The sequence below is a fragment of the Candidatus Tumulicola sp. genome, from assembly GCA_036490475.1.
GTDB lineage: Bacteria > Vulcanimicrobiota > Vulcanimicrobiia > Vulcanimicrobiales > Vulcanimicrobiaceae > Tumulicola.
On record DASXDT010000006.1, the window covers coordinates 1,381,855 to 1,407,505 of the forward strand.

A 25,651-nucleotide genomic window follows, 5' to 3' on the forward strand; every position below is an offset into this window, starting at 1 on the left:
AAAGGAGCAAGCAAGCTTCGCCGGAATGACGACGCACGATGATGTTGTCGGTCCGACGCTTCACGACGGTTGCAATTCTTGCGCTGGCGGCGACCGTTTGGTCAGCCGCGCCGGCTGCTGCGCTCATCACCCCGTCAAAGTCGTACGCGGCGGCCTACGCGTTCGATATCTACACGCCTGATGTACCGGATCTTTCGTCGTTGCGGATCGACTTCTTCAACTACTTGGTTCCGCAGAAGTTGCTACCCGCGGACAACCCGTTTTGCGTCATCCCCGTGGGTTGCCGCACCGCCGTATTTACCTACGACTACAGCGGGACCGTCGAAGCGTTAACACTGATGTACGGCGACGGCAATAAGGCGCTTCATACCGATGCGATGCAACGCGGAACGCTGCATGCGGGAGCGCTTCTCAGCGTTCCGATCTTCGACGACAACGCGAACGTCGTACCAGCTATACGGATCGGCCGCGCGTTCTGGCAGCGTGCTGGATACGTTGTGGGACCGGCGCTACCCGCCGTCAGCGTCGAGGCAACTCCAATCCCAGCGGGAACCGATCCGGACGCTCTCAACTATGCGGTTGTGTTCGTTGCTTCATCGTTTACGTCGACCACCGATGAAGACATGACGGCGTGGTATCTCATACCGTACTTTGGATTGCGTCTCCCGAAAGTTACGCTCGTCAACTACGGTTCGCAGCCGGTCAACGTCGTCGCTTCCGGTATCGTCGCAGCGACCACGAACCCACAGCAGATCGCGACGCCGTTTTCTCCGGATAACCTTCAGGCGCTGGACTCGCTGAACGCCGAGGCGATGCCAGTTGGTGTGGGCAGCTCTACATTTCAGGCGTTGAGACCTGAGCCACCCCAGACTCTTACGCCTTCGGATAAGGCGAATGCCATGATCTGGACCGCGCAATGAAGCGGAGCGATTTCGTAGTAAGCTGCGCCTCCGCTGCAACTGTCGCTGCAACAGGGTTTACTGGCGGGTCCGCCCTGGGACAGTCGCAAGTCGGCATGTCTATTGCCGAGAAAATCGCCGGAAGTCTGATAAAGACGTACGGAGGTAAGGTGGCCGACTCGGTCGGCTTGGGTAGCGTATGGAAGTTCTTTAGCGGAGACAGCGGGTCGGATCATAGTGAAGAAATTTTGGCAAAGCTCGATGATATTTCCGCGCAGTTACAAGGAATCTCTAAGCAGATCGCCAGACTGCAAGACGATACGAAAACCGCATTTAAGCGAGCAAGCTTCGATATCGTAGTACAGCCTCTTCAAGCGTTGATGGATGCGAACGATACGCTGAAGGACGACTATAGGCGGCTGTTTGTAGCGCTTGCTGGTGATAACGACCGAGACGTCGACAAGGCGCTGGACCAAATTCAAAAGGACCTCGAGATGGTAAGTAAGGGCCCAGAAACGTGGCACAATCATCTGATCGGAACTGTCGGAACCAGCGTGATCGTAGCCGCCAGCGGCATCGCGAGCGACAACCCTGAGTTCTACACGCAGAAGTCCGCTCAGACGTTCCAGGATACGTGGGACCTCTTCGATGCGCAACAGGCGATGACGCTCTTTTATTACATCGAATATCTTAATGCGACGACGGAACGAGACAGCGATCGGCCAGAAGGCAATCAGCCAGCCGCTGTGCTCGACACGATTAGAACGTATTTGCACCATCGGCAACAGCAATTGATACTCTTGCGCGGTCAGAAGCGTAATGTGACGCAAGTCATGACGCTTTCGATCAGCGGCAATCCGCGAATGTTGCACGGCTCGTTCTCGGGGCCGGCGCTTCCCCCGGATACGATTGTGGCGCTGAAACCGCCGTATACGATGTGGTCGCTCCAGCTGACCGGTCCCACGGCGCAGGGCAGCTCGACGTATGAAATTTTCTGCTCGAGCCGGCAAGACGTCATGCGGTTTCAGAACCCGGAGCGAGATTCGGTGCGAGCCGTATTTGAGAACACAAACCAACTCCAGATTGACGGCCTGTTGTTTGAAAGGCCCGTCGGCAAGCAATTCGAGGATCTGGTAACCGCGGCAAAAGGCACAAACGACGGATTCTACAAGACGCTGGGAGACTTAGGGTTTGTATTTCCGGCGGGCGCTGGAAGTATCTGGACGCTTCCGACAACCGACGAGTCCGATGAGTACCTCCGCATTACGCCGAACTCGAAGTTCGAGTGCCTGGCGAGCAGCACGACCGACGACATCCGTCGTTCGGGAATATTTTTCAGCGGTAACAATCTTTACCATGAGAACGCTCCGCCGGAGACTCCATGTACCGATCCGAATGCCTGGGGTCTTTCGATTTACTACCATGCCACCCAAGGCCAATACTTTTACACTTAATGCCGATGATCGACTTCAATGCCCTAACGGCGATCGGCTCCATCGTCTCCGCCGGCGTTCTGTTGATCGGCGGCGCGGTCGCCGTGTACCAGCTGCGAGAAACGCGGCGCGCCGCTCAATTCGATGGAACGCAGCGCATACTCGATCGCTTCCTCGAGCGCGACTTCAATCGCGCGCTTCGCTTCGTGATCAACGAGCTTCCGGAGCGGCTGCGCAACCCGGAATATGCGGGCGAGCTCGAACACGCGCGCGGGTGGGATCTCGATCCAGACCGCCATCCCGAGCTGATCGTCTTAACGCGGCTTGAGGAGGCGGGCATCTATCTTCGGCATCGATTGTTGTTGGGAGAAGCGCTGCTGGACTTCGACGCCATCCTCATTCTGCAGAGTTGGGAGCATCTCAAAGACGTCGTCGATCTCATGCGCAAGTCGCATAGAAATCCGAATGTTTGGAGTAACGCTGAATATCTATACGAGCGTGCGCGCGCGGTACGCTCAAAATGACGGAACGTATAGTTGAGGCAGGTGCGGTGTATGAAAGCAATCATCGAGGCTGCAGCTCGATGACGCATCATCAACATTCGTCGCCATTCGTAACGATCGTGTTGAGCGGTACGTACGTCGAAGTGAACGACACGGTGCCCGAATTGTGCCGCGATGGGGCGGTCGTGGTTCACCAAGCCGGGGAGGAGCATGCCGACCGGTTCGCGTGCCATACGCGTTGTCTCAACGTCGAACTGCCGAACGGTTTGGCCGCGCTGGCGCCGGACCAAACCTCAGCGCTCGGGTCGTCGACGGTTCGGGAGGCCGCGCGGCGTATCGTTACGGCTTTTCACCGAGATCAGTCGTCGCTGCAGACGGCGGTGCAGCATCTTCGCGTCGCGATAGAGTCGTCCGGCGCGGAGCGAATGGAACCGCCGCCTTGGCTGCAACGCGTTTTCGACGAATTCCCCTGGACCGAGGCTGTCCCGCTGCGAGAAGCGGCTGCGCTTGCTGGGCTGCATGAGACGCACTTCAGTCGCGCATTCCGTCAGCACACAGGCATCACCGCCAACGAATATCGGGCGCGGGCGCGCGTTCGCTATGCGTCGCAACTGCTGCTCGGGACTACGTCGGCAATCTCCCGGGTGGCTGCGAACGCCGGGCTATCGGATCAGAGCCACCTGACTCGTCTGTTTAGCGAAAGGCTAGGCGTCTCGCCGGCAGCCTACCGCCGGACCTTCGCGCGCTGAGCCCTGGGCCGACCTGCGATTAGGATTCGTTCTGTCTGGTGACGTGCGCGGCGAGTTGTGCGCGAGTCGTGAACGCAAGCTTGGCGTAGATCGACGTAACGTATTTCTCGATGGTTTTTTCGCGAACACCGAGCTGTTCTGCGATCCGGCGATTGGTAAGGCCGCGCGCAATCAAGTTCGCGACCTCGAGTTCGCGCGTGGAAAGTTGGCCCTTCGCAGTTCGAACGGCAGTCGACGGCGCGCTATGCAGCTCTAGGCGGCGGACGTCGCGCGCGCTCCCACATCGGCGAAAGATCTCAAGCGCCGCGTTCCCGTCTCCCGATCGTTCGAGCGACAGCGCCTCGTGGATCGGCCAGCCAAGCTCGCGATAACGTTCGGCCGCAGCCACACCGTCGCCGGAAAGCAGCGCCAGACACGCTTGCGCGATGCTTGCGCCGGGTCGAGCGGCCGCGACGGTGCAGTGTTCCAGTAGTTTCGATTGTTGTGACGGCGTCGCGTGCTGCGAAGCTAACGGCCAAAAGTGTACGACGGCAAATGGATGTTGTTCCGCCGCGAGGGATTCGTCCAGAAGAGCGCTTGCCTCAGCCTTTCGTCCCAACGAAAATAACAATAACGCACGCATACCTCTGAATGCCGATATTGCCGGTCCCATGCCGGCCTCTTCAAGCGCCGTCTCGAACTCTTTCTCGAGCAGCCGCTGCGCCAGAGCGTCTTGGCCGAGCGCAAGCGCCACCGCCGACGCTCCTATCGCTAACTCGATTCGGACGACAAATAGGCCGGACTGCTCGAGCGCCGCATCGATGCACGAACGCGCTGCGGCAAGCCGGCCGCGAGCGCCAAGAATGCACGCCTTCACGGCATTCGCGAACGCGAGCGCCCGAAATAAGCCGAACTCGTTGTCGATGGCGATCGCGGCATCCACAGCGCGCCCGCCCGCGTCGCTCTCGGCAAGGAGAATTGAGGTGCTCGCGATCGAGTGCAGCATCTGCGAGCGCATGAGCGGATACGTTTCCGGATTTCGCCGCTCGAGTGCATCGGCGGCGCGCCTCCAGCCGGGCACGTCGAGCGCGTGTTCGCTGGTGAAAAGTTGCGCAAGCCAATACACCTGATGGGTAAACGCATCGAGTTGCTGCGGATCGCGAATCTTCTCGAGCGCTCGCGTGGCCAAATCGAAATTGTCGCCGGCCGTCGCAATTCGGGCGAGGTTGGCGTTCACGCGATCGGCCGCCTCGCGCGGCAAATCGGCGCCGTAGGTTGCATCGTACGCGATAAGCCGTGCGAGCGCTTCCCGAATGTGGCCGCCGTTGGCTTCCTCTGCGGCGGCGCGCGTCAGCGCCGCCGAAGCGCCGCTATAATCGTGGCGATCGAGCAGCAGATCGTGTTGCGCTAAGAATGCCGGTACCGCGCGGCCAAAATCGCTTTGCTGCAGCCAAGCCTCACCGCTTTTCCCGAACAAACGAATCCGCATATCATCGTCTGTGGCCACTTCGAGTGCGCGCTCGAAATACGTCGCGGCTTGCGCGGCGGCCCGAACGCCGAGTGCGGCATCACCCGCGCATTCGCTATACTCCAACGTACGTTCGCGAAGATCTGCGCGCCACGCATGATAGGCAAGCGCATCGACGTCCGGTTGCGATTCGAGTTCGAGTAGCTCTACGATGCTTGCGTGCATCGAGCGTACGGTTTCGGTTGGAAGTTCCCCGTAGACGATCTGCCGCACGAGTGCGTGCCGGAAGTGCAAGTGTTTCGGAGCGGAGTCTTCGAGCAGCACGCCGAGATCTTGTAGGCGCTGCAACGCCTGCATCACTCGGTCCGAAGCCTGACCCGTTGCCGCGGCGAGGGTGGTTGCTGCAAAGCGCTGACCTAGCACTGCGGCGTAGTCAAGGACCTGACGGTCGGAAACGTTCAAGTGCGCCACGCGTTGCAGCGTCAGTCCTCGAATCGAAATCGGCATCGGAGCTGCGAGGCCGCCGCGCTCGATTTCAACGGCATGCTTGAGCATTTCTTCGATGAAGAACGGGTTGCCGTCGCAGCCGGCAACGACATCGCGGAGCCGATCCGGTGACAACGCAAACGCACCATCAAGCGCATCCTCGATAAGCGCCCGCACATCGTGATCGGCGAGCGGCTCGAGCCTGACGCTTCGAACGGTATGCTCGCGAAGCAATCGTGCCAGCGGTGCGAACAGCCGGTGCTCCGGGCGAATGTCGTCGTCCCGATAGGTGCCTACCAGTAGTAAACGCGTCGTTCCGATCCGCGGAGCGAGATGACAGAGTAGTTCGAGTGTCGCCGAATCGGCCCAATGTAGGTCTTCAAGCACGACGACGATCGCACGTTTCTCGGCAACCGCTTCGATGAATCGCGTGACACCGGTAAAGAGCTCTGCTTTTTCCACGCGAGCGCTCATGGGCACCGCGAAACCGGCTGCGGTTAACGCATCCGGAACGAGCGCTCCAAGCGCGCGGTGTACGATGGGCTGTGCCGCTCCAATAACGCTCGGCGAAGCGGCGACCAATGTTTCGAGCACCGAACGAAACGGCCCAAAGGGTCGCGGCGCATCCTCCAACGCCTCGCCTGCGGCGCGAAGCGGTGCGCGGCCACCGCGCAGTGTCGCGGTAAACTCCGCGAGCAGCCGGGTCTTCCCGATGCCCGCTTCGCCGCCGACGAGCACGAACGACCCGTGCCGGCTGGAAAGCGCGCGGCGGGCCTCGTGTAACAGTTGCAACTCCAGATCCCGCCCGACGATGCGTCGGCTGGAGATGCGCGGGGCGATCATTGATCCTGCGCATTCGCGGGTGGCCGACGTTTACCGCTGGCTTATTCCAGCGCGAGATACGAGTTTGCGCGTTCTGCGTTTCCGGCCGAACTCCAATGATGCGCCAGTAGTTCGGGAGAGGTTTTCACTTCGGCTAGCCGTTCGAGCGTTGCCGCAATCTTGGCATGCAGTGCGCGGGCGAGCCTCGGGTCGAGCCCGTCGCGAATCGCGGACCGGTAGAGGCCGTGCGCAAAGCGGTAGCGCCCTTTATCCGGCGACTCGCAAACCAGCAGCCCACAACGACAGGCGCGTCCCAGTTCGCGCGACACGATCCTCGTACTGCATCTGCAGCACGCAGCGAGAATGTTCGCATCGAAGCGGTATCCGAGGAGCGCGGCGCACTCGATGAGCCGCCGCACTCACGGGCCAAATGCGATGCCGGCCGGCAAGGTTAAGCCTTTTGTGATTGTGGTAAGCGGCTTGCCCTTATACGGAGACGCGTATTCGAAAATCTCGCTCATGCCATACAATCCGACGAACAGATTCTGCTTCGGATCGAATGCGATGCCGTAGGGCTCCGTACCCGAGCCCGTAACGATCGTCTGCACGGGTGCTCCGGTGTACGGCGCCGCGAAGACTTGCATCTCGTCAGTATAGAAGCTATCCACGTAGAGTTTATTGTTGGAAAAGGCCAGACCGGTCGGGCCGTTGAGGTAACCGCTGCCGATCGTAGCGATCGGTGCATTCGTGTAGGGCGGTGCGTATTCGGTCACGGTATTCGTAGATTGATTCGTAACGAAGAGGTCGCATTTGGTATCGAATGCCAGACCATCCGGACTGCCGATCCCCTTTGTGATGGCGATCTTGGGCTTTCCAGTATAAGGTGGTGCGAGTTCTACGACTTGGTTGCCGCGGAGATCGGCGACAAAAAGATTGTTGTGTGCGTCGAGCGCGATACCGTACGCTGCCTGGAACGCCGCTTTGGTTTCGGCGATCGGTTTGCCGGTGTAGGGGGCCTTAAACTCCAACACGCTGTTCGTGCCGGTTTGCGTCACGAAAAGATTTTTCTTGCTATCGAACGCGACGGCGACTGCGTATTGCACGGAAGCGAGCATCTTCGGCGCACTCTTATACGGGGGTGAAAACTCGAGCACATGACTCGACAGATCGTTGGCGGCAAACAAGTTGGTTGCAGTCTTCGGCGTGGGCTTGCAAACGGCGCCGGCATCGGGCGTCACGCCTGAAACCGGGCCATTGGCGCTGTTCGGCATTCGGGGTACCGTGCCGGGTGCCGAACAGCCGGCCAGATATGCCGCTATGACGAGCGTGAACAGCTTCCGAATCATCGAGTCCCTCCTCAGGTTGCGAGCACCACGAGCACTCGTCACTAAGGACCATACAAGAACGCGGCGCTTTCTAGTATTGGGGGAACCCCCACGCTAAGAATCTTCAAGACGCCGGGGGCGCGGTGGCATATACTTGTGGGATGCTTGCCCTGATCGCCGCTGCCACGATCTCGTGTAATCCGGGAGTCCTGTTCTCGCAGGTCGCCGCCGCGACGGGCGGCGCAGCGTGGAAATCCGTCGGGGAAGTCTCGGCAGTCGGGAACCTGCGCAGCTCGGGCCTGAACGGCACAGCCGCGTTCCACGACGACATGCGGGGTGGCCGATATACGAATCGTCAGACGTTGTCCGTCGCGGGTGAAACGCTCGAAGTGTACGACGGGCAAACCGACTGGGTCCGCGACATCTCCGGCGGCGTGCACGCCTATGATGCGTGGTATCCGCGCGCGCTCGCAGTGACACAAGCCTACCTCACGCGGCGCGCATATCTCGCTTCTAACCCGCAGGGGACGTTTTCGTGCGTCGGCACCGGATCGAGCGGCAGCGACACGACCCAACTCGTGCGAGTGCAGCCGCCTGGCGCTATTCCGGCCACACTGGCAATCAACAACCGAACGCATCTCGTCGAGTCGATCGCGATCCGAGCGCCGATCGAGACCGATATCACGACGTTCGCCGATTATCGTCAGGTCGGCCGGCTGGTGCTGCCGTTTGCGATCTCCCACGCAAGCTCGTTCGAACCAGAAAACGGCGATCGTACCGACGTAACGCGCTACACGGTCAGCGTCAACGCAACCGCGTCCGACTTTCAAAAACCGCGTGAAATCGATAACGCGAGAACGCTCGCGAATGCAAATTCAACTACGGTGCCAGTGGCACTCGAAGGCCGCCAACTGCTCGTTTGGGCGTCGATCAACGGCCGCGCGCCGATGCCGTTTATCCTCGACACCGGTGGTCACGCGATTCTCGATACCGCTGCAGCCAAAATTCTCGGCGTGCGGGGCTTCGGCGCGGGCGTCAGCGGAGGCGCGGGCTCCGGAACGATCGGACTGCAATATGCGCGCGTTCGTAGCATGCGCATCGGCAACGCAGAGCTACTCGACCAACCGATGTTGGTGATTCCGTACCCGTACGATTTCTACGAGCGCGGCAAGCGCGTTCCGCTCGCCGGAATACTCGGGCTTGAGTGGTTCGAACGCTATGCGGCTCGTATCGACTACGCCAAGCGCAATCTTACGCTGACGCCACTTGCGAATTTCACGTTCCGCGGAGCGGCGACTCGTGTACCCATTCGCTTCCAACAAGACATGCCGTTGGCGAATGCGGCTGCTGATGGCAACAATGGATGGTTCGGCGTCGACACCGGCAACGCCGGACTGCTGATCCTGTACGGCGATTATCTGCGGCGAACCGGACTGTTTGCGAAATACACGCCCGGTGCGACGATCAAGGGGAGCGGCACGGGCGGCTCCAACAGCGGCACGATTCAAACGCTGTCCAGTTTCGGAATTGGCGGCAGCAATATCCGCAGTCTCAAAGCGGACTTCACGCAGATGAAGACCGGCTCGTTTTCGTCGTGGACGGAGGCCGGCGATCTCGGTCTGACGGTGCTCTCGCACTTCACACCGACGTTCGATTATGCGAATGGGACGCTGTATCTCGAACCGGTGGCGCACCCGCTCGACATCCCGCCGAACCGCTCAGGAATCGCATTTACGAAGAATCAGTCGAGCACGATCGACGTCGAAGCGGTTCGCCCGAACTCGCCCGCCACAGTGGCCGGAATCGTGGCTGGCGATACAATCACGGCAGTCAACGGCAGAAGCGCGAGCGAATTCTCAAGCGCAGATTTTCTCGACCTCGTCACCGCGCCAGCGGGAAGTGTCGTTCGGCTGACCATTCGGCGCGGTGCGAACACTCGCGCGGTCGAACTAACGTTGCGCCACCCCTGAGGCTTTTCATAAAGCCTAAAGGCTTGCATATATTAGCCTTTATGCTATACTAGATTCATGCTCGATACTCGCGACCCGAAGCTTTTTGGAAGTTCAACACGCACCCGCACACTGCTGGCGATCGCCCTCCTGAAGGGTACTTACGTTCAGGAGATCGCCGGCATGCTCGGTGTTTCTACGCCGACGATATTCAAAATAGTTGAAGAGCTTGAGGCCGGAGAAATCATCATTTCGAAGTATGTGGGGCGGACCCGGACGCTTTCGCTTAACCCGCGAATGTTCGGCATCGGAGACCTAGAGAAGTTCTTGGAAAAGTATGCGAAGAGCACCGATATGGAGCAGCGCCTGTCGCAAATTCGACGTCGCCCTCGCCGCCGATCGAAAGCGATCTAAGTGCCAATCACCGATCGCTCGACCTTGGAGGACGTCTGCTACGAAGTTTGCACTGCCTTGTACAATGCTGCTACAACCGTCGTTCTGACGGGCGGCAGCGCAGCAACCGTTTACGCACCTGAATCGTATCAGTCGCCGCGACGCCGATTTCATCACTTGGCTACGAAGTTCGGGGAGGCGTCTACCACCATCGGTTTAACAAATTTACTTTAGAATTTCCGCGCGGCCCACTGCAAATCGCTGATGAAGTGATTACACGCTGGAAAACGCTACACCGCGGTGCTCAGCTATTGCATATACTTTCACCAACGGACTGCGTGCGGGATCGCCTCCTGTGGTTTTATACCGAAAACGATCGTAGCGCTTTGTCTGCCGCCGTAGGTGTCGCCTCTCGAGAACGTGTTGACTTGGAAGCCATCAGGGATTGGAGCGCCGCTATGGGCAACACTGCCGAGTTTACGATTTTTCGCCAACGGTTAAGGTGAAGGGAGCCGGTTTCAATTTGTCCACGCACGATGTGTCGGGCTCGCGATCCGGAGCGGCGTAGAACGAATCAACAACCGCGCGGGCGCACGGCGACCAGGCGGAGACGGAGTGCCCGACGCCTGGTATGCTGATGATCGTCGAGTGCGATAACCGCGTTGCCGCGGCCTTTGCCCACGCTAGCGACGTCAACGTGTCGAACGTTCCGGAAATGAGCAGCGTCGGAATACTGCTCGCGACAGGTTGGCGCATCGCCATCGGTGCCGTCGGCACGTTCCATACGCCGCAGTCTTCATTGACGTACGCCCAACTGCCGACAGCTTCACGTTGGATTGACGCAGGGTAGTTGGGGAACGCGCCTCGCCCGGCGGCCGCGAGCCCCTCTTGCGTCGCGAACGGATAGTCTTCACGGCACGTAACGCCGAATGTTAACCCGTCGCCGAGTGCGACGGCACCCGGATGATACTCCGGCGCTCGACCCGCCCGATGCAGCGCGACCGTTTCGATTGCATCGTGCTGCCCGGCAGCCAGACCACCAATCGTAGCGGGCGCGGCCGCAAGCGTTTGCAAACCGTAGGTTTGGTTGCGCAACCAGTCGATGAGCGCACCGCCGTCGATCACGACGGGGACGTTCTTCTTTGTGTAAGGGTCGACGATGGTTGGCAGGAGTGGATGTGCTTCGAGCTTGTTCACCAGTGCAGTAAACGTTCGTTCGAGATGCGGATGGGCCGCATTGCACGCGGTCTGCGCAGCGCAGGCGTTGAAGAGATTCTGGAAGCCGTAGCGCGCATTCCACCAGTTTCCGGGAACCGTGTAGGTTGCTGGCACGACCGAATCCATGACGACGCTGCGGATGCCCTCGGGGTGCGCGCGCATGAGCGTTTGCGCCATGTACGTGCCGTAGGAATTCGCGAATACGTTCCACTCAGAAATGCCGAGCACTTTGCGCAGGTCGGCGAGATCGTCGGCGCTTTCGCTCGAATTATACGCGCTGAGATCCGCGCCGGTCGCGATAAGCTCGTTGCGACAGGTTCGCGTCGCAGCGACATGCGCACGCTCTGTCGCCTCCGAATAGTAGCGCATGCCAAGAAGCTTTTGGGTAAAGGCGTTCGTCGCCGCACAGATCAGCGCCGGCTTCGACGACCACGTGCCGCGCTGACTCACGAGCCAAATGTCGCGGTCGCGGAGAAAGGGCGCTTTGATAATCTGGTCTGCCTCGAGCTGGGCGATGTCGCCCGGTCCGCCTTCGAGATAGAGAATCGGGTCCGGTTGTTTTTCCGCCGAGCGAGCGCTGATTTTTGTAATCATGAGTTGGATCGTACGGCCGTTCTGCTTCGAGCGGTTCTCGGGCACTACGAGATAGCCGCATGTCGCACGATCGAGCCAATCTATGCCCGCAATTTTTGGGCACGTTGTAGGCGTGTAGCGCGGGACCGCTGCGGGTGCCGCCGCAGCGCGCGAAACGACCGGTCCCGAGATGAACGATGCGAGGATGAGAGCCAATACGAGCAGAGGCCGGCGCAAGAAGTGCCGGCCTCTATGGTCGTCGCCTTGAAAGAGCGCGACGACTATTTACCTTTTGCCGTATTGCATGTTGCGGTGCCGCCCGATTGTGAGGTCATCGAAAACTCGATCGACGGATACTTCAGTTTCGTCACTTTCTTGGGCGCTTTCGTGAAGAACAGATTGTTCGTCTCACCGGTCGTGCCGCTATTGGACGGACAGGCGGGCGCCTTCTTGGAGCCGTCAACTGCCTGGATGTTTACGGAGATCTTCGATCCCGAATTGAACGTCGCTGCATCTCCACCGCCGTTACCGATGATGTTGAATTCGGCGCCTTGCCAGTGTTGCGACAGATCGGTGATGCCGTCGCCTTGCACGTTCTTCATGCCATACGCGTTCGTACCGACCGTTATATAGATGCTATCGCCGCTCGTGTCCGCATCGCCGGTCAAGACCGCGCTGCCGATCTGCGTGACGTTGATGTTGGGAAGATACACGCCAAACGGACTATTCTGCACGCAACCGATGCCAAGGTTTTGCCATCCTTTGTTCGGTGGGCAACTGCTGAAGCCGGATCGAGTCGTGGCGACGAGCCAATCCTGAATGAACAGCGCTCCCTCTTCGGTGCCCGGAGGGTTTTCATACACGAATTGCGACCAGCCGACGCAGTTCGAAAGCGTTCCGCATTGGGCCGTCGTGAAGAAGTTCGAGTTCAGCTGCATCGTGTACGAGTCTTGCTGTCCACCGCTGACCACGCTCGTCACGCCTTTGACTTTCGGGAACGCGCCGATCGCCGATGAAATGATGTTCGGCGTGGCGTCGAGTGTGAAGTCGTTGCCGTCGCCAACGCTTTGTCCCAGATGTGGCTTGCGGGAACGCGGAACTGGATACCAATTGCGCGGCGGCGTCCCGCAGGCAATACGGCTCCACTGGTTAGACGGATATGTCGCCTTGAAGCAGCCCGCGCTGGGCAGTTTGTTAAGGGCGAGCGAGTCATGCCAGGCGTCCATCGTACCTGCGATGGCCGCGGGATTGGTAACCGCACTCGCGTTGGTTCCGGCTGCCGGTAATGATTGCGTCGAGCTGGAGCACGCCGATAATGCAGCTGAAAGAACCGCTATGGCGGTTAGTCGTGGAAGATTCACTTCATCGAACCTCTCAAAAGGCACTCTTGCAATGGGGATTAAGGGATACGTCGCATGGGGATGCCTCACCTCGTCCCGCGAATCGGTTGCGTCGATCGGGCATTTCAGAGATACGGGATCGAGCGGCTCGCTTGGTTTGTGCCACTGAGTTTATAAGAACGCCTTGTTGCGCTCGTCCAAAGATGCGAACAAAAGTTGTCCCACTTCAACAGGGTTTTTACGAGTTACGTGGCCATGCTTGACGACTCGGGCAGGCTCTCTGCGTCGCTTTGACCGCGATGGTTCTCCGGCACATCGAAAACGTAGGAACGACCGTGCAATCCGGTTAAGCGTATTCGCCTACTCCTTACGATTCAAGGGGGATTTCATGCGCACGACGTTATCTTTTTTTGCGATCGGAGCCGGGCTGCTTGCATCGACTGCTTGCTCTCCAACCGTTTCGACACCAATGGGTGCTTCGCAGGCTCAATCGTCGATACTCGGTTCAAGCGCGGTTCCAAGGCCATCGGCCACCGCACTCGAGCATCCCAGCCGTGGAGCAAAGCCGCTCGGCTGGATGCAGAAGGGCGCTCCGTCATCGGTCATCTACGTCGCCGCCGGCAACCGAGTGATGGTGTACCCGGAGAATGGTTCCAACCCGCCGGCCGTTGGATCGATTACGAACCACGTAGCTAACGCGTGGGGGTTGTTCGTAGACGGGAGACGGAACCTGTACGTCGCCAATAACAAATCGATATCGGCGTATCACCCGCGTGCGTTGACCCCGTTTATCGTCTATTCCGATCCAGATCGCCCGATGTACGTTGTACTCGATCACGCGGGCCGGCTCTACGCCGCCAACCATAATGGAACCGTCACCGAATATCCGCCGCATCAAACCAAACCAGATCGTACGTTGCAGACCCCCGGAGTGGAAGCCGACGGAATCAATTTAGACACTGCAAATAATCTATACGTAGCGTATCGTGGCGGTTCGACAAGCGGTAGCATTGAAGAGTTTGCGCCGAATTCTACTCAAGGCCGTATTCTTGGCATGCAGCTTGTCGCACCCCAAGGCCTACAGCTCGACCGCGCCGGCAACATTCTCGTCGTGGAGACCGAAAGCAAGCAAGTCGTAGACATATTTCCGCCCGGAAGTACATCACCGTCCCAGGTCCTGTCAGAAGATTTTGGTGTCGAGCAAATCGTTCTTCGTGAAGGCGAAGACAATATGTACATTTCGAATTGGGCCTACGGTAGCGACGTCTACATCAGTCACTATCCTCCAGGCGAGTTCCAATCGAAAATCGACGCCAATTTAAATTATGTTCAGGGGATGGCGCTGAGTAACGAAGAGCGTTGAGTACGAACGAAGCACGGCTTGCTGGTGTCAAGGACCCGCGCTCTTCTCGCTGAAACAGCGGCCTATGAATGAAGATGTCGCAAGTAAGGTTGCCGAGCTGTTACAGCAGGTCGGCGAGACGCATCATATCGTGTTCTCCGATACCGAGGGCAACGATGACGACTGGGCGACCTTCTACTCGGATTGGCTGTTAACGCACTCCGAGCTACCGAAGCTGCTGGGTCACCGGCCCGTCCGCAGTCATCTCACGCACGATCTCGTCGAACTCGACGAGCTGTACAGCGCACAGCACCCGAGCGACCCGTGGCCGGCGTGGTACGCACAGCGCCTTATCGCAAAATACGCCTAACTGACGTTAAGCCGGGACCGGCGAAGCCGGCGACTCGTACAGATTGATCAAATCGTTGACGCGCCTGAGCGGTTCGGTGGCGAGGTCACGCATCGCGAATAACGGGCAGTGGAATCGAACTTCTCGTAACGCGGTACGCGAGCGGATCGCGGTCTTGTACGCGTTGACCGGGTCGCCGACACTGTTGTACGCGATGCTTAGGTCCGCAAGATCGACGCCCTCGATCTCCAGCGCTGCCCAATGCCAAAATGTGGTAGAGCGCCGGGCTAATGCGGCGTATCTGTCCGCGGCTGCTTTGCACCATCTGATCTGCCCGCTAGTGTCATCCGCGCGATACGCTGCACCGCAGCGTGCCTGGAAATCATGCGGCGTCTGCGCATTGGCTCCCGTGCTCGCGAGTGCGAGCAGTAACATCAGAACGCAAAACAACCGCATGCGCTTAATTATCGCTTGGTCGTCTGCCAAGCGTCTGGCAGGACGAATCGCGGTTATGCGTTAGCCAGCGGCTTCGATGAGGAATGCGCGGCCGTAGCGCCGGCCGAGTCGAAACGTTTCTTCCTCCGCGAGAAGAATGCGTTCGGTCAGGCCGTTGGGTGCGCGCGGAAGCCACGTCAGCATGAGATTGCAAAACGCGACGATGCCGGATGCCGCTTCGAGCACGGCGCCGTTGACGGCTTCCGGCCCGCGCGACACCATTACGTAACTGCTATACAGATCGCCGTGCAGCACTTTGCTGGCCGAGGCGTAGCGTCGAGCCGCATCGTCGCCGAGTCCGATGCGAATCATATCCGAGATCCGGACTTTGTTGAATGGCTGCTTTCCGGCCGCCCCTCGGGCTTCGGGCGTTAGCTCCGCATACTTACGGCGGGCGTGGCTGATTTGATGAATCAGCGCCGTGCGTTGTTCGGTCGTTGTGGCTTCGTTTTCGATCAAGACTTGCAGATGTTCGACCTTCGCGTACCACAGCGCGTGCTCGGGCTCATGCATGAAGTAGCTCGCACGCCCGTAGTATTCGATCGCAGCGCGTTCCAGAACTAACACCGCGCCGGTTGCGTCGTGATTGAGCAGCGTCACCATGCCGAAGGTGGCTTCCGACAGACACCGTCCGAGATTCAGCAGGATCACGCGCTGCGCTTCGGCGGTTTCGTCGCCGCCTTGGGCATTTTGCAACCAGTGGTAGCACTCGGCGAGAAGCGCGTTGCACACGTTGATGTGGCGCATGACGCCGATGTCGACGCTCTGATGCACCGGCACGCCGCAGGGCGGACGCGCGGCAGTTTTCGGGGGCAACTTGCGTCGCTGCATCGTCCTCGCTCCTCGGCTTAAAACTGCGCTAGCCCTAGCGTAAACGCTACGGTTGTCATGGACCAGGGGCACGCCAACCGTCCGGCAGCGCTGAAGGGCATAGTTAGGTCCGGCCGCTACCTACCCTGCTGGGTCTAGGAGCGTTCTAAGCAGATTATTATAATCCGAGGAGATTGTTACAATGTCCGAAGCGCTGTACTCGTCGCAGGCTCGGCGGAGGGCGACCTGCCGAGTTCACCGGAGGCGAGCCGGGTGGAAGTCGATCAGGGCTATTTAAAGATTAGCGTCGTTCGGTTTCTGCGCGGCGGCACGGCTTAACCGGTTCATGAACGTCGTAAAGATCAGCCCCGCGAGCGACAGCAGTGCGACGGCGATACCCGAGATCGAGGCGGCATCCATTCTCGTCGCCTGAAGATCCGGATCGACGACGATTCTTATCGGCTTCTCGATGTGCATAATTTGCGCTGCGCCAGGCAGCCGGAGTGTCCCGGAAGCGAGCAACACCAACATTCCATCGTGTTGCGGAACGACGATCCAGCTCCACTTCACAAAGCACGGATTATTATCGTCGATCGCGGGCTCCGTCGATGATGTGATGCCGACGCTCACGATGTGAAGTTGGGTCTGCTTCACAGCCTCGTGCAGCTTCGGATCGCATTGGTTGGTCTTCATGCCGGCGTCTTGCAGTTTGGCATCCAGAACGAACGCGCTTCCCACGAGTGCATGTTTGCCGGCGATGCTGTTCTCATTAAACGCAGAAAACAGTAAGCGCGGCGTCACGCGCGCTTCAGTATACTGCTCGTCTTGAAACTCGCGCGCTAGTTTCTGGGACTGGTGAAGCGCGCGATTCGAATCGACGTATACGCTCACCCAGTGTGCGCTCGCCATCGCTAAGATCAGCAACACTGCGAACGCACCCATGTAGTCGAGCACGCGTCCCGTGCGCCGCCGCAACTCGTAAATCCGCAACTGCGAAGGGTCGACGACGTGCTTTGCAACCTGCCGGCGCAGTTCGCTCGAAACGACGTAATAAACGACGGTCGCAACGGCGAACGCTACGATCACGAACCAAAAGACGAGCAGCATCGTCGACGGCATGGCAAAACCTCGACTGGAAAAATAGGTCTAGTAGTCTCTCCACAGGATCGCGGCGACCGTTCCCTCATCTTGGAACACGTTGGTGATGTCGAGGATCTCTTTGATGGGAATGTTGTTAATCGTCAATTCGAACGTTAGGTGGCGGCCGCTCTTCGTATTGATGTATCCGCCGAGCGCTTGCGCTTTCAGTTCCATGCCGCCGGTCGGTCCCGCGCCGACATAGGTTCCGGTCTTGGCGTGAACCTTTGCGAGAGCGCCGGCCAACGTCGGGTCCTTCGTGAAATCTTTGACGAAGGCCAGCGAACCATCGACGCCCAGGCTCGGCAGCGCATCTTCGAACGCTGCTGCAGCCGGACTCTTCGCCAGCTCCTCGAGCATCGTCGTCACCGCGATATTGGTGGCGGTCGTTTCGCCGCCGCCGCTACCGTCGATGAAGTGGTATTGATCCGCGTTGACGTTCCAATGCGCGGCCAAATCCTTGCGCTCCCATGCGAGTGCGGCCGGCATCGAATTCGCGCCATACTTCGTTCCAAGCAGAACCAGGCTCGTGTCGGCGCCGATGTTGTAGCTGATCTTCAACACGAACTTCGCGTCTTGTCCGTACCGCATGCCGGTGAGCTGCGCGACGCGATTCGCGACGCGGTACGATCCCCACGCCGGGAGCAGCGCAACGGGATTCTGTTGTACCGTCGGTGCTGCGACCGTCACGCCGGCCGCGCGAAGTTGTTCGATCAACACCGTGCGCGCGTAGTTCGACGGCTGCACGATGCGCACGGTCTGCACCAGCGTCGGCTTTCCCGTCAGGGGCGGTTTGAAGTCGCTGGGCAGCGACCCGGTAATCGTCGAGGCGCAGGCGGGATTGCCGATGCACGACGGCAGCTCGGGATCGATCTTGAGCGTGTCTTTGCTGTTGGCCGCTCCGACACGCAGCTTGTTTACGATTTGCAGCGCCGACGAAACCGGTCGCGAGGTCAGGTTCGCGGTCGCACCAGTCTTGCCGCCGGGAACGATCGTCATGTCGACCACGTCGTCGTTCACGAAAATCGGGCGCACGTTGAACTGATCGCGGAAGAACCACGGTTTGAAAAGGCGGTCGTCGATCACGACGTTGCCGGCGACCCGCTTGATGCCGGCCGCTCGAATCGCCTGCGCGAGGCGCGCGTAGCCCGCGAGCGGATTGGGCTTGGTGAGGATGGCGTTGCCGAGGCCATCGGCTTCGTTGTGATCCCAGTCGCTAACGGCGATCGTGCCGTCGGGATTCAAACGGCCGCCCATCGTTAAATCGCCGGACGCGACAACGATGAGGTTGCCATGCAGCACGCCGCCGCCATCGATCGTTCCGGTACGATAGATCGGCGTGTCGTAGGTATGGTTCGGCCCGACCGCGTTGAGCAGTTGGCCGATGCTGAACACTTTGCGCACCGATCCGATGTAGAACTTGCGCTGCGAGTTGAGGTCGATCAGGACCTTATCACCGTCCATCACGCGCAGTCCCCAAACGCCGCCTTTGTAGCGCGCCTTATCCAAGACCGCCTGAATGTTGGAAGGGACGGCGGTCGCAGACGTGTCTTGTGCAACGACCGTCGAGCGCGGCGTTAGCGCCGCACCAACAGCACCAGCGAGAGCGAGCGAAATAGCTACGTAACGAAATCGCGCATGACCAATCATTTACCAAGCACCTCCGACACTCGCGGGTTCGTTAGCATGGTTGGCTTGCCTGCTTGCGAAGGGTGGGTCGTCGGGCGACTCGAATTCACGCGTCCCGATTGCGAGGTCAAGTATTTGCCGTACGCCGACCCAGAGAAGTCTTTTGACGCCGCCGTCAATCATTTGTTCCGGCACTTAGCCGACGCTTCGGCGCTGCGCAAAAATCCGCTTACCTCAGCGTTTTTCACGGGTGCGAAAACGAAAACTGGCGACGCCGGTGCGTTGTTTGCCATTCGAAATCGGATCGCTTGTGAAGCCGATGCGTGTTGCTCGGATGCTGCGATTACCGGCTCCGGCGAAGGCGCCCGCCGGCAACGAGCGATCATCCAAGCCATTCTTTCCGGCGACGACATCGCGCCGGTCGCCAAACGCCTACAGCTTTCGCGCCGGCAATACTATCGCGAACGACATGCGATCTGTTCGCACATCGCGCAGCGTATGCGCCCGGCCAAGGACACGTCTTCGCGCATCTCCGCATACGACTCGAAGCAGTTGTTATTCAATCGCGCTTCCGCATTTTGCGATCAAGGACTCGGCACGCGTGCGGTTGCGCTTCTCGACCATGCTTGGACGGGTTTTTCTCCAGGTCACGGACGGTTAACGGCCGGCCTCGAACTTGCCGACGCGCTGATCGTCGCCGGCCAACTGCCGCGCGCACGAAAACTGCTAGATCGCAGCGCTGTCGACATCGAAACAAGCGCCGGCGACGAATGGACGGCGCTATCGGAACGCGCTGCACTCGTTGAGGCGCGCTACGCCCTCGCGCTTGGCTCGGATGCTACCGCTGCCGCAGCGCTCGAAGAGCTAGTAAACCGTCAGACGCACGCGCAACGGGTCGATGACCTCGCGCTCGACGCGCTCGTCGAATCCGGACTGTTGCACTGCGCGAACGCGCGTTTTTCGCCGGCCCGCAAAACATTGGGTCGCGCCAATGTCGTTGCATCGAAGATCCAAAACCTGGCTCCGCACCGCCGCGTGTCGCTTGCGCTGCTGAACGCCTATTGCGCTGAGGATTTAGCCGACGAATATCGAGGATCGTATCAGCGCTTCTCGTCGGCGCTCGAACTCAGCATCGCCAACGCGTCGGTACGCGGAGCGCTCGAATCGACGATCGGCCTGATGGGCTATTACGGCTCGGTCGGCCGCAACGATGAGATGTTGACGATGGCGGAGCGTGCTTTAGAACTTGCGCGCGCGACGGAGGGTCAGCGCTATTTAGTCTTCGCCGCGGCGTGGATCGCGACGACGCTTTTGAAAACGCCGTATTGGCAAGCCGCCGATCCGCTCGTCTTCGAAGCCGAACGCATCGCGCTACCCGGTACGCTGCACTGGACGTTCTTGAAGGAGGCACAGGCCGATTTCTTCGCCCACACCGCGCGCTACGCGAACGCCGAGCAATCGTTCGCAGAGGCCGGCAAAGCCGCGTCGACCTTGCAAAACAAGAAGTGGCAGGCGATCGTATTGCGCGATTCAGGACTCATGCTGAAACGGATCGGAAGCCTCGAGAGCGCCGACTCGATGCGGCGTGCCGTCGAACTTGCGGAGAGCGCCGCCGGTGCGTGGACGCTCTCGCTGACGTATCGAGCCGCCTCGGAAGTTCTGCCCGAAGCGCGACCAGCGCGTCAAAAACAGAAAGTGACAACGGCTGCCGCGGTGCAACGCAAGCGCAGCCCCGGTCTTTCGTTGCTTGGAGGCGTCGCTCGGTAACGTAAGCGCCGCTTTGTGCCACGCCGCTCTCCGTTGTGCCATGCACTTCGAAGGGGCGGCTTTTTTTATACGACGAAGGCGCGATTCGTACCGACTTCGCCATGACGTATTTGGGAGAACGACATGCTGCTTCGAATCAAATTTGCACTTCTCGCCGGCATTCTGCTCGGATCGACCGCGCTAACGGTAGACGCGCGCGGCGGCACATTGCGGAACGGCGAGCAACTCCGGCACAGCTGGATCTCGCAAAAAGAGTACGCACGAGCGAAATCGAGCGGCTTGCTGTTCGTCTCGGATTTCGGCAATCACGTCGTCGACATATTCGCAGCCAAGAACCCGAAGCTACCCATCGGCCAGGTGCAAGGGTTGTTGAGCCAACCGGCGGCGCTCGCAGTCGATAAATCCGATAATTTGTACGTCTACGATGAACGTGGGGGTTACATTCTTGAGTTTAAACCTCCGTATACGGGTCCATATGTAAAGAGGTTTTCGGGTTTTTGGGGACCAGCCCCGAGCATCACCGTCGACTCCAGCGGAACGCTGTATATCGCCGCATCGCTCAACCAAGTGTACGAGTTTCCGCACGGCCAAACGAACGGCAAGGGCATCAACCTGCCGGTAGCGCCGAACGGCGTCACGCTCGATTCGAGCGGGAACCTCGTCTGCACGTATAACGCCGCGGGCGCCGCCGGTGTATTCCAGCTAACAAAGGCTTCGCGCATTCCTACGAATTTGCTCATTCCGCTCGAGGCAAGCAGCGCCGACATTGCGTTCGACAACAGCGGCAACTTAGTCGTTGAGGACTCGGATGGAGCGTATATTAACGTCTATCCGCCGGGTTCAACGAAACCGTCCAAGACGTTCGATGACGGTTTTACAAATCCGAACCACATGGTTTTCGATTCGAGCCGGCAACATCTGTACGTTTCCGATTACGGCAATAACACGGTAAAAGTTATCGCGTATCCGTCTGGGACGGTGCAGTCACAGCTCACCGGTTTTGTTAACGCGACAGGCGTGGCCGTAAGCCCGGCTGCGATCCCGTAGCTCGATCGTAAGGAGAGAATAAACATGCGCTTCTTGACACCGCGAGCTCATGCGCTCGCCGCGGTCACCCTTATCGCTCTCGCCAGTGGTTGCGCCGGCCGAGCATCGCAGTTCGCGCCTTCCGTACAAAGCGCGGGGGCCGTCGCAACGAGCCGAGTGCCGCAGCGACTGCAGCGATACGTCCGCAACGGCCTCGTGTCGTTAGTCCCGCTCGACATCCGACGGCCATCGCCACCGAGTGGAATGCGCTTTAAGAGCCCAGGACACAACGATGCCGCCGAAGTTGCGTGGGTATCCGGCTTTGAGTTTCCGTCGCTGATCGGGGAGTTTACTATTCCCAACAAAAATAACGACGGTCCGATCTGTCAAACGCCGGGCGTGAGCGCCGTCAATAGCCTCGGTACCGACGCAAGCGGCAACCTGTGGGTTCCGGCGGGCAACAACGGGCCTCCGACCGGCTCGACGCAGCAGTTTACGTGCAGCGGTGGAGTCGGGCTCAGCATTCCCGATCCGTACGGCCAGCCCGGAGACGTCACCTTCGATAGTAAAGGCGACATAATCGTCGGGAACACCATCGACTACGCGCCCTTCAACGGCGGTTACTACATAGTTGCCGGAACGGCGAATATCTACAGCGCGAGCGGAGTACTGATCGGTGGGTTTTCCGACCCGTCATTCTCTGCACCGCATCCGCCGGGGTTCGATAACTTTAACGAGCTTATCGGCGTCGCGGTCGATGCGCACGATAACTGCTACGTCTCTCATTACGATTTGACGGGCGCAGGCGAAGTCGTCGAGTTTCCAAGCTGCAAGCCCGCAAACAAGGGCAAAATTCTCGCCGGTCCGCACCCGTGGTCGCCGGGTAAGCCCCAATTCGACGCGGCGGGCAACCTCGTGATTACGGATTTTGCCACGGCGGACTTCTACCACGAAGAATATGTGAGCATTTACGCCCCACCGTACGACAAGCCGGCGACGAAGACGTTTAAGCTTATTGGCGCATCTATCTCGTGCCCGCTTAGTTCGGATCAAAAAAGCCTATACTGTGCGAACGTTTACCTCGGGAGCGTCGACGTGTACTCATACCCCGCCGGTAAATATCAGTATAGCTTCAATAAGGGTCTGCAAACGTACGGCGCGACGGGCATCGCACTGGCGCCGGCCGGTTCGAAATAACCGCGAGTCTTGGACGATGTCACTCGACGCGAGTTTCTTCGCGGCACTATTCTTGGCGGAGGGGCGCTCTTGCTATCAAGTGCAGTCGCGGTCGCGGCGGATTCGCGCGTGGAGATTCTGCTCGACGAACCGATCGGGCGGATCTCGCCAAACCTCTACGGGCACTTCGCTGAAAACCTCGGCGGCGTCATCTACGATGGCATTTGGGTTGGAAGAGACTCGAAAATTGCCAACGTCGCTGGCGTGCGCCGGGCGTTAATCGAGCAAATGCGCAGCATCAAGGCGCCAATCGTGCGGTTTCCGGGCGGATGCTTCGCCGACAGCTATGATTGGCGCGACGGCATCGGGCCGCCCGAGCAGCGCCCGCGGCGCACCAACTTCTGGGCGTCGCAGTTGCCGGCCGGCGCGCCGCGCGATCAGCGCTACGATCCCAATCAGTTCGGTACCAATGAGTTCGTCGATTTCTGCCGCGCTACCGGGAGCCAACCATATCTAGCAGCCAACGTGCGCAGCCTTCCGGCTGAAGAGTTCGGCCATTGGGTGGAATACTGCAACGCGCCGGCCGGCAGCACGACGCTTGCCGATGCGCGCGGTTCACAGGGCGATGCCGCGCCGTTCGGCGTGCGCTATTGGGGGGTTGGGAACGAGCCGTGGGGTTGTGGCGGCACGTTCACCCCGGCAGAGTACGCCGAAGAGTTTTGCCGCTACGTCGCGGCCGTTCCCGAGTCCACGTCGCCGCTTTCGTTGGTGGCGTCGGGTCCCGATAAGGACGATTGGAATTGGACGTCCGGATTTTTCGACGCGGTCGCGCGACGCGGTCAAAGTGAGTTCGGCGCGATCTTCGGCTTCGCGTTGCACTACTACACCTGGAATCTGAGCCGTGGCCGTACGCAAGACTTTGTCGACGGCAAAGGCGATGCAGTAGCGTTCGACGCTGTCGATTGGTACGAGTTGCTGCGCCAGGGCGACCGGATGGAGACGCTGATCGACCGGCACTGGCAGATCATGGGCGAGACCGATCGGCAGCACGTTGTAAAGCTGGTGGTCGACGAGTGGGGCACGTGGTATCGCCCCGGCAGCTCGCCGACGCCCGAAAATCTCTTCGAACAGACGCCGACGCTGCGCGACGCGGTGTACAGCGCGATGACCCTCGACACGTTCAATCGCAACGCCGATAAAGTCGCTATGGCGAATTGCGCGCAGCTCGTCAACTGTCTCAACAGCCTGTACCTTGCGCACGAGGATCGGTTTTGCGTAACCCCGGTCGGCCACGTGTTCGCGATGTACGCCGACCATCAAGATGGCCAAGCCGTCCGAGCGATCTTCTCGGCGCCACGGGTCGCGTACGAGCGCGATGGCTCGGCCGCTTCATTTTGGGGGTTAAACGGTTCGGCCTCACTGCACGGAAAAACCGTCATACTGACCGTTACAAACCCACATATCAGCGTGGCGCGCGAAGCGACCGTCCGTATCCGCGGCGCGAACGTATCGAGCGCCGAGATGTCGGTGCTTACACACGCCGACATGCACGCCCACAATAGTTTTGACGATCCGAATAGCATCGTTCCCGCCGCTTCGACTGCGGCAGTATCCGGAAGCGAAGTCACCGCAATGTTTCCACCCGCGTCGGTTACAAAGCTGACGCTCCAGTTGGCATGAGCACCAGTTGCATCATAGGGAGAATATCGGCATGAACATTTCATTTGTAACGCGTTCGATTGTCGCAGTTTCTGCGAGCGCCGGACTGCTCGCGGGATGCAGCGGAGGGGCATCCGTTCCGAATGGTGCTGGTTCGAGCGTATCGGGAAGCAGCATCGATTCTAAGGCTCAGCGGCCGAATTTTTCGGTGCTGCGAACCGGAATGGTGGTGCAGCATCTCGACCGCAGCCCATCGCGGATGGCGAAGGGTGCGGCTTCGAAGACGTTGCTCTACATTTCCGACGTGGGCACGGGCACGGTTCAGGTTTTTACGTATCCGAAGGGTACCAATGTCGGCACGATCACGGGGTTCGGCTATCCGCAGGGCGTTTGTTCCGATTCGTCGGGAAACGTTTATGTTGCGGACGCCGGCTCGTCTCAGGTTTTCGAATACGCCCATGGTGGAACTGCGCCGATAGCGGTGTTGCCCGATCCGGGCGAATTCCCGGCGAGCTGTGCCGTCGATCCGAGCACCGGCAACCTCGCGGTGTCGAACCTGTTGTCGTCGACGCAGTTCGAGATCGGCAGCATCGCGATCTATCCCGCGGGTAGCACGACTCCGACCATTTACACCGATCCGGATTACGCCCGCGAGTATTTCCTCGCATACGATAACGCGAGCAACTTATACGTCGATGGCGTCGATTCTAGGACAGCCGCGTTTCGATATGCGGAGATGGCACCCAATGGCACGTTTACGGAGATCCCGATTAAAGGCGCAAAGCTCACGTTTCCTGGCGGCGTGCAAGTCGTAGGGAAGAACGTTGCCGTCGGCGATCAAGACGGTGCGTTGTGGGGAACGCCGGACGTGTATACCGTCTCGTCGAGCGGCAAGGTCGTGGCGCGTTCGACGCTGGCAACATCGAATGGAGGCCGGGTCGGCGATCTCATAGAGTTTACGTTGACGCCGGCGAATTCGCCCAAGCAGATCATCGCGCCGGACGGCATCGGCGCCGCGGCGTACGTGAACGCGTGGCCGAAAGGCACGTACGGTTCGAGCATCAGCGGCGGTTTGGTGAATCCGTTGGGAACCGCACTGAGCGCACCACCAAAGAAGTAGCAAG

At 59.5% G+C, this 25,651-nt stretch carries 22 protein-coding genes; 13 read left to right on the plus strand and 9 right to left on the minus strand.

The features are described from left to right. Window positions 1-38 precede the first annotated feature (38 nt). From VGF98_14165 to VGF98_14180, 4 genes are all read left to right on the plus strand, one after another. Complete coding sequence (locus tag VGF98_14165; GenBank protein HEY1682786.1) at window positions 39-920, plus strand: hypothetical protein; 882 nt, start codon at window positions 39-41, stop codon at window positions 918-920. 95 nt (window positions 921-1,015) lie between these two features. After that, the gene (locus tag VGF98_14170) at window positions 1,016-2,353 is read left to right on the plus strand and encodes a hypothetical protein (protein HEY1682787.1); all 1,338 of its coding nucleotides are present in this window, start codon (window positions 1,016-1,018) and stop codon (window positions 2,351-2,353) included. Between the two features lie 5 nt (window positions 2,354-2,358). Further along, window positions 2,359-2,856 (plus strand): hypothetical protein, encoded by a 498-nt coding sequence (locus VGF98_14175; GenBank protein ID HEY1682788.1) that lies wholly within the window; start codon window positions 2,359-2,361, stop codon window positions 2,854-2,856. Next, window positions 2,853-3,584 carry a helix-turn-helix transcriptional regulator gene (locus VGF98_14180; protein ID HEY1682789.1) on the plus strand — a complete coding sequence of 244 codons (732 nt, stop codon included), beginning with the start codon at window positions 2,853-2,855 and terminating at the stop codon, window positions 3,582-3,584. The genes VGF98_14175 and VGF98_14180 overlap by 4 nt, the downstream gene beginning before the upstream one ends. Window positions 3,585-3,603: 19 nt before the next feature. Here VGF98_14180 and VGF98_14185 read toward each other — a convergent pair whose 3' ends face one another. From VGF98_14185 to VGF98_14195, 3 genes are all read right to left on the minus strand, one after another. Next, window positions 3,604-6,360 (minus strand): AAA family ATPase, encoded by a 2,757-nt coding sequence (locus VGF98_14185; GenBank protein HEY1682790.1) that lies wholly within the window; start codon window positions 6,358-6,360, stop codon window positions 3,604-3,606. A 41-nt stretch (window positions 6,361-6,401) separates the two neighbouring features. Beyond that, window positions 6,402-6,668: a hypothetical protein gene (locus VGF98_14190; GenBank protein HEY1682791.1), complete on the minus strand. Its 267-nt coding sequence runs from the start codon at window positions 6,666-6,668 to the stop codon at window positions 6,402-6,404. A 90-nt stretch (window positions 6,669-6,758) separates the two neighbouring features. Further along, complete coding sequence (locus tag VGF98_14195; GenBank protein HEY1682792.1) at window positions 6,759-7,685, minus strand: hypothetical protein; 927 nt, start codon at window positions 7,683-7,685, stop codon at window positions 6,759-6,761. Window positions 7,686-7,825: 140 nt separating this feature from the next. Here VGF98_14195 and VGF98_14200 point away from each other — a divergent pair, with 140 nt between their 5' ends. Both VGF98_14200 and VGF98_14205 read left to right on the plus strand, forming a co-directional pair. Then, entirely contained in the window at window positions 7,826-9,634 is a 1,809-nt protein-coding gene (locus VGF98_14200) for an aspartyl protease family protein (GenBank protein ID HEY1682793.1), read from the plus strand. Window positions 9,635-9,691: 57 nt separating this feature from the next. Further along, a complete protein-coding gene (locus tag VGF98_14205) occupies window positions 9,692-10,027 on the plus strand; it encodes a hypothetical protein (protein HEY1682794.1) in 336 nt (111 codons plus the stop codon). Window positions 10,028-10,483: 456 nt separating this feature from the next. Here VGF98_14205 and VGF98_14210 read toward each other — a convergent pair whose 3' ends face one another. Beyond that, entirely contained in the window at window positions 10,484-12,034 is a 1,551-nt protein-coding gene (locus tag VGF98_14210; GenBank protein ID HEY1682795.1) for an alpha/beta hydrolase, read from the minus strand. Window positions 12,035-12,078: 44 nt separating this feature from the next. Beyond that, window positions 12,079-13,158, minus strand: a complete 1,080-nt coding sequence (locus tag VGF98_14215) for a hypothetical protein (protein HEY1682796.1) — start codon at window positions 13,156-13,158, stop codon at window positions 12,079-12,081. Between the two features lie 367 nt (window positions 13,159-13,525). On the opposite strand from VGF98_14215, the gene VGF98_14220 reads away from it, so the two are divergent. Next, on the plus strand, window positions 13,526-14,500 hold the full coding sequence (locus tag VGF98_14220) for a hypothetical protein (GenBank protein HEY1682797.1): 975 nt from the start codon (window positions 13,526-13,528) through the stop codon (window positions 14,498-14,500). Between the two features lie 64 nt (window positions 14,501-14,564). Beyond that, entirely contained in the window at window positions 14,565-14,849 is a 285-nt protein-coding gene (locus tag VGF98_14225; GenBank protein HEY1682798.1) for a hypothetical protein, read from the plus strand. Between the two features lie 6 nt (window positions 14,850-14,855). On the opposite strand, the gene VGF98_14230 is transcribed toward VGF98_14225, so the two are convergent. The 4 genes from VGF98_14230 to VGF98_14245 form a co-directional block, all read right to left on the minus strand. Next, complete coding sequence (locus VGF98_14230; protein ID HEY1682799.1) at window positions 14,856-15,284, minus strand: hypothetical protein; 429 nt, start codon at window positions 15,282-15,284, stop codon at window positions 14,856-14,858. Between the two features lie 60 nt (window positions 15,285-15,344). Next, complete coding sequence (locus VGF98_14235) at window positions 15,345-16,154, minus strand: hypothetical protein (GenBank protein HEY1682800.1); 810 nt, start codon at window positions 16,152-16,154, stop codon at window positions 15,345-15,347. Between the two features lie 273 nt (window positions 16,155-16,427). Then, the gene (locus VGF98_14240) at window positions 16,428-17,252 is read right to left on the minus strand and encodes a hypothetical protein (protein HEY1682801.1); all 825 of its coding nucleotides are present in this window, start codon (window positions 17,250-17,252) and stop codon (window positions 16,428-16,430) included. A 27-nt stretch (window positions 17,253-17,279) separates the two neighbouring features. Continuing rightward, the gene (locus tag VGF98_14245; GenBank protein HEY1682802.1) at window positions 17,280-18,920 is read right to left on the minus strand and encodes a D-alanyl-D-alanine carboxypeptidase; all 1,641 of its coding nucleotides are present in this window, start codon (window positions 18,918-18,920) and stop codon (window positions 17,280-17,282) included. Between VGF98_14245 and VGF98_14250 the strand changes: the two genes are divergently transcribed. From VGF98_14250 to VGF98_14270, 5 genes are all read left to right on the plus strand, one after another. Then, complete coding sequence (locus tag VGF98_14250; protein HEY1682803.1) at window positions 18,909-20,666, plus strand: hypothetical protein; 1,758 nt, start codon at window positions 18,909-18,911, stop codon at window positions 20,664-20,666. The two genes, VGF98_14245 and VGF98_14250, sit on opposite strands and share 12 nt — an antisense overlap. Window positions 20,667-20,789: 123 nt before the next feature. Beyond that, a complete protein-coding gene (locus VGF98_14255; GenBank protein HEY1682804.1) occupies window positions 20,790-21,713 on the plus strand; it encodes an NHL repeat-containing protein in 924 nt (307 codons plus the stop codon). 156 nt (window positions 21,714-21,869) lie between these two features. After that, window positions 21,870-22,889, plus strand: a complete 1,020-nt coding sequence (locus VGF98_14260; protein ID HEY1682805.1) for a hypothetical protein — start codon at window positions 21,870-21,872, stop codon at window positions 22,887-22,889. A 69-nt stretch (window positions 22,890-22,958) separates the two neighbouring features. Further along, window positions 22,959-24,548: an alpha-L-arabinofuranosidase C-terminal domain-containing protein gene (locus tag VGF98_14265; protein ID HEY1682806.1), complete on the plus strand. Its 1,590-nt coding sequence runs from the start codon at window positions 22,959-22,961 to the stop codon at window positions 24,546-24,548. 31 nt (window positions 24,549-24,579) lie between these two features. Next, the gene (locus VGF98_14270) at window positions 24,580-25,647 is read left to right on the plus strand and encodes a hypothetical protein (GenBank protein ID HEY1682807.1); all 1,068 of its coding nucleotides are present in this window, start codon (window positions 24,580-24,582) and stop codon (window positions 25,645-25,647) included. The last annotated feature ends 4 nt before the right edge of the window (window positions 25,648-25,651 follow it).

Coding starts and splice junctions, on each gene's coding strand:
- VGF98_14165 (HEY1682786.1), top strand. CDS start 39: ATGATGTTGTCGGTCCGACGCTTCACGACGGTTGCAATTCTTGCGCTG.
- VGF98_14180 (HEY1682789.1), top strand. CDS start 2,853: ATGACGGAACGTATAGTTGAGGCAGGTGCGGTGTATGAAAGCAATCAT.
- VGF98_14220 (HEY1682797.1), top strand. CDS start 13,526: ATGCGCACGACGTTATCTTTTTTTGCGATCGGAGCCGGGCTGCTTGCA.
- VGF98_14185 (HEY1682790.1), bottom strand. CDS start 6,360: ATGATCGCCCCGCGCATCTCCAGCCGACGCATCGTCGGGCGGGATCTG.
- VGF98_14205 (HEY1682794.1), top strand. CDS start 9,692: ATGCTCGATACTCGCGACCCGAAGCTTTTTGGAAGTTCAACACGCACC.
- VGF98_14255 (HEY1682804.1), top strand. CDS start 20,790: ATGCTGCTTCGAATCAAATTTGCACTTCTCGCCGGCATTCTGCTCGGA.
- VGF98_14270 (HEY1682807.1), top strand. CDS start 24,580: ATGAACATTTCATTTGTAACGCGTTCGATTGTCGCAGTTTCTGCGAGC.
- VGF98_14245 (HEY1682802.1), bottom strand. CDS start 18,920: ATGATTGGTCATGCGCGATTTCGTTACGTAGCTATTTCGCTCGCTCTC.
- VGF98_14195 (HEY1682792.1), bottom strand. CDS start 7,685: ATGATTCGGAAGCTGTTCACGCTCGTCATAGCGGCATATCTGGCCGGC.
- VGF98_14175 (HEY1682788.1), top strand. CDS start 2,359: ATGATCGACTTCAATGCCCTAACGGCGATCGGCTCCATCGTCTCCGCC.
- VGF98_14225 (HEY1682798.1), top strand. CDS start 14,565: ATGAATGAAGATGTCGCAAGTAAGGTTGCCGAGCTGTTACAGCAGGTC.
- VGF98_14170 (HEY1682787.1), top strand. CDS start 1,016: ATGTCTATTGCCGAGAAAATCGCCGGAAGTCTGATAAAGACGTACGGA.
- VGF98_14235 (HEY1682800.1), bottom strand. CDS start 16,154: ATGCAGCGACGCAAGTTGCCCCCGAAAACTGCCGCGCGTCCGCCCTGC.
- VGF98_14230 (HEY1682799.1), bottom strand. CDS start 15,284: ATGCGGTTGTTTTGCGTTCTGATGTTACTGCTCGCACTCGCGAGCACG.
- VGF98_14250 (HEY1682803.1), top strand. CDS start 18,909: ATGACCAATCATTTACCAAGCACCTCCGACACTCGCGGGTTCGTTAGC.
- VGF98_14200 (HEY1682793.1), top strand. CDS start 7,826: ATGCTTGCCCTGATCGCCGCTGCCACGATCTCGTGTAATCCGGGAGTC.
- VGF98_14240 (HEY1682801.1), bottom strand. CDS start 17,252: ATGCCGTCGACGATGCTGCTCGTCTTTTGGTTCGTGATCGTAGCGTTC.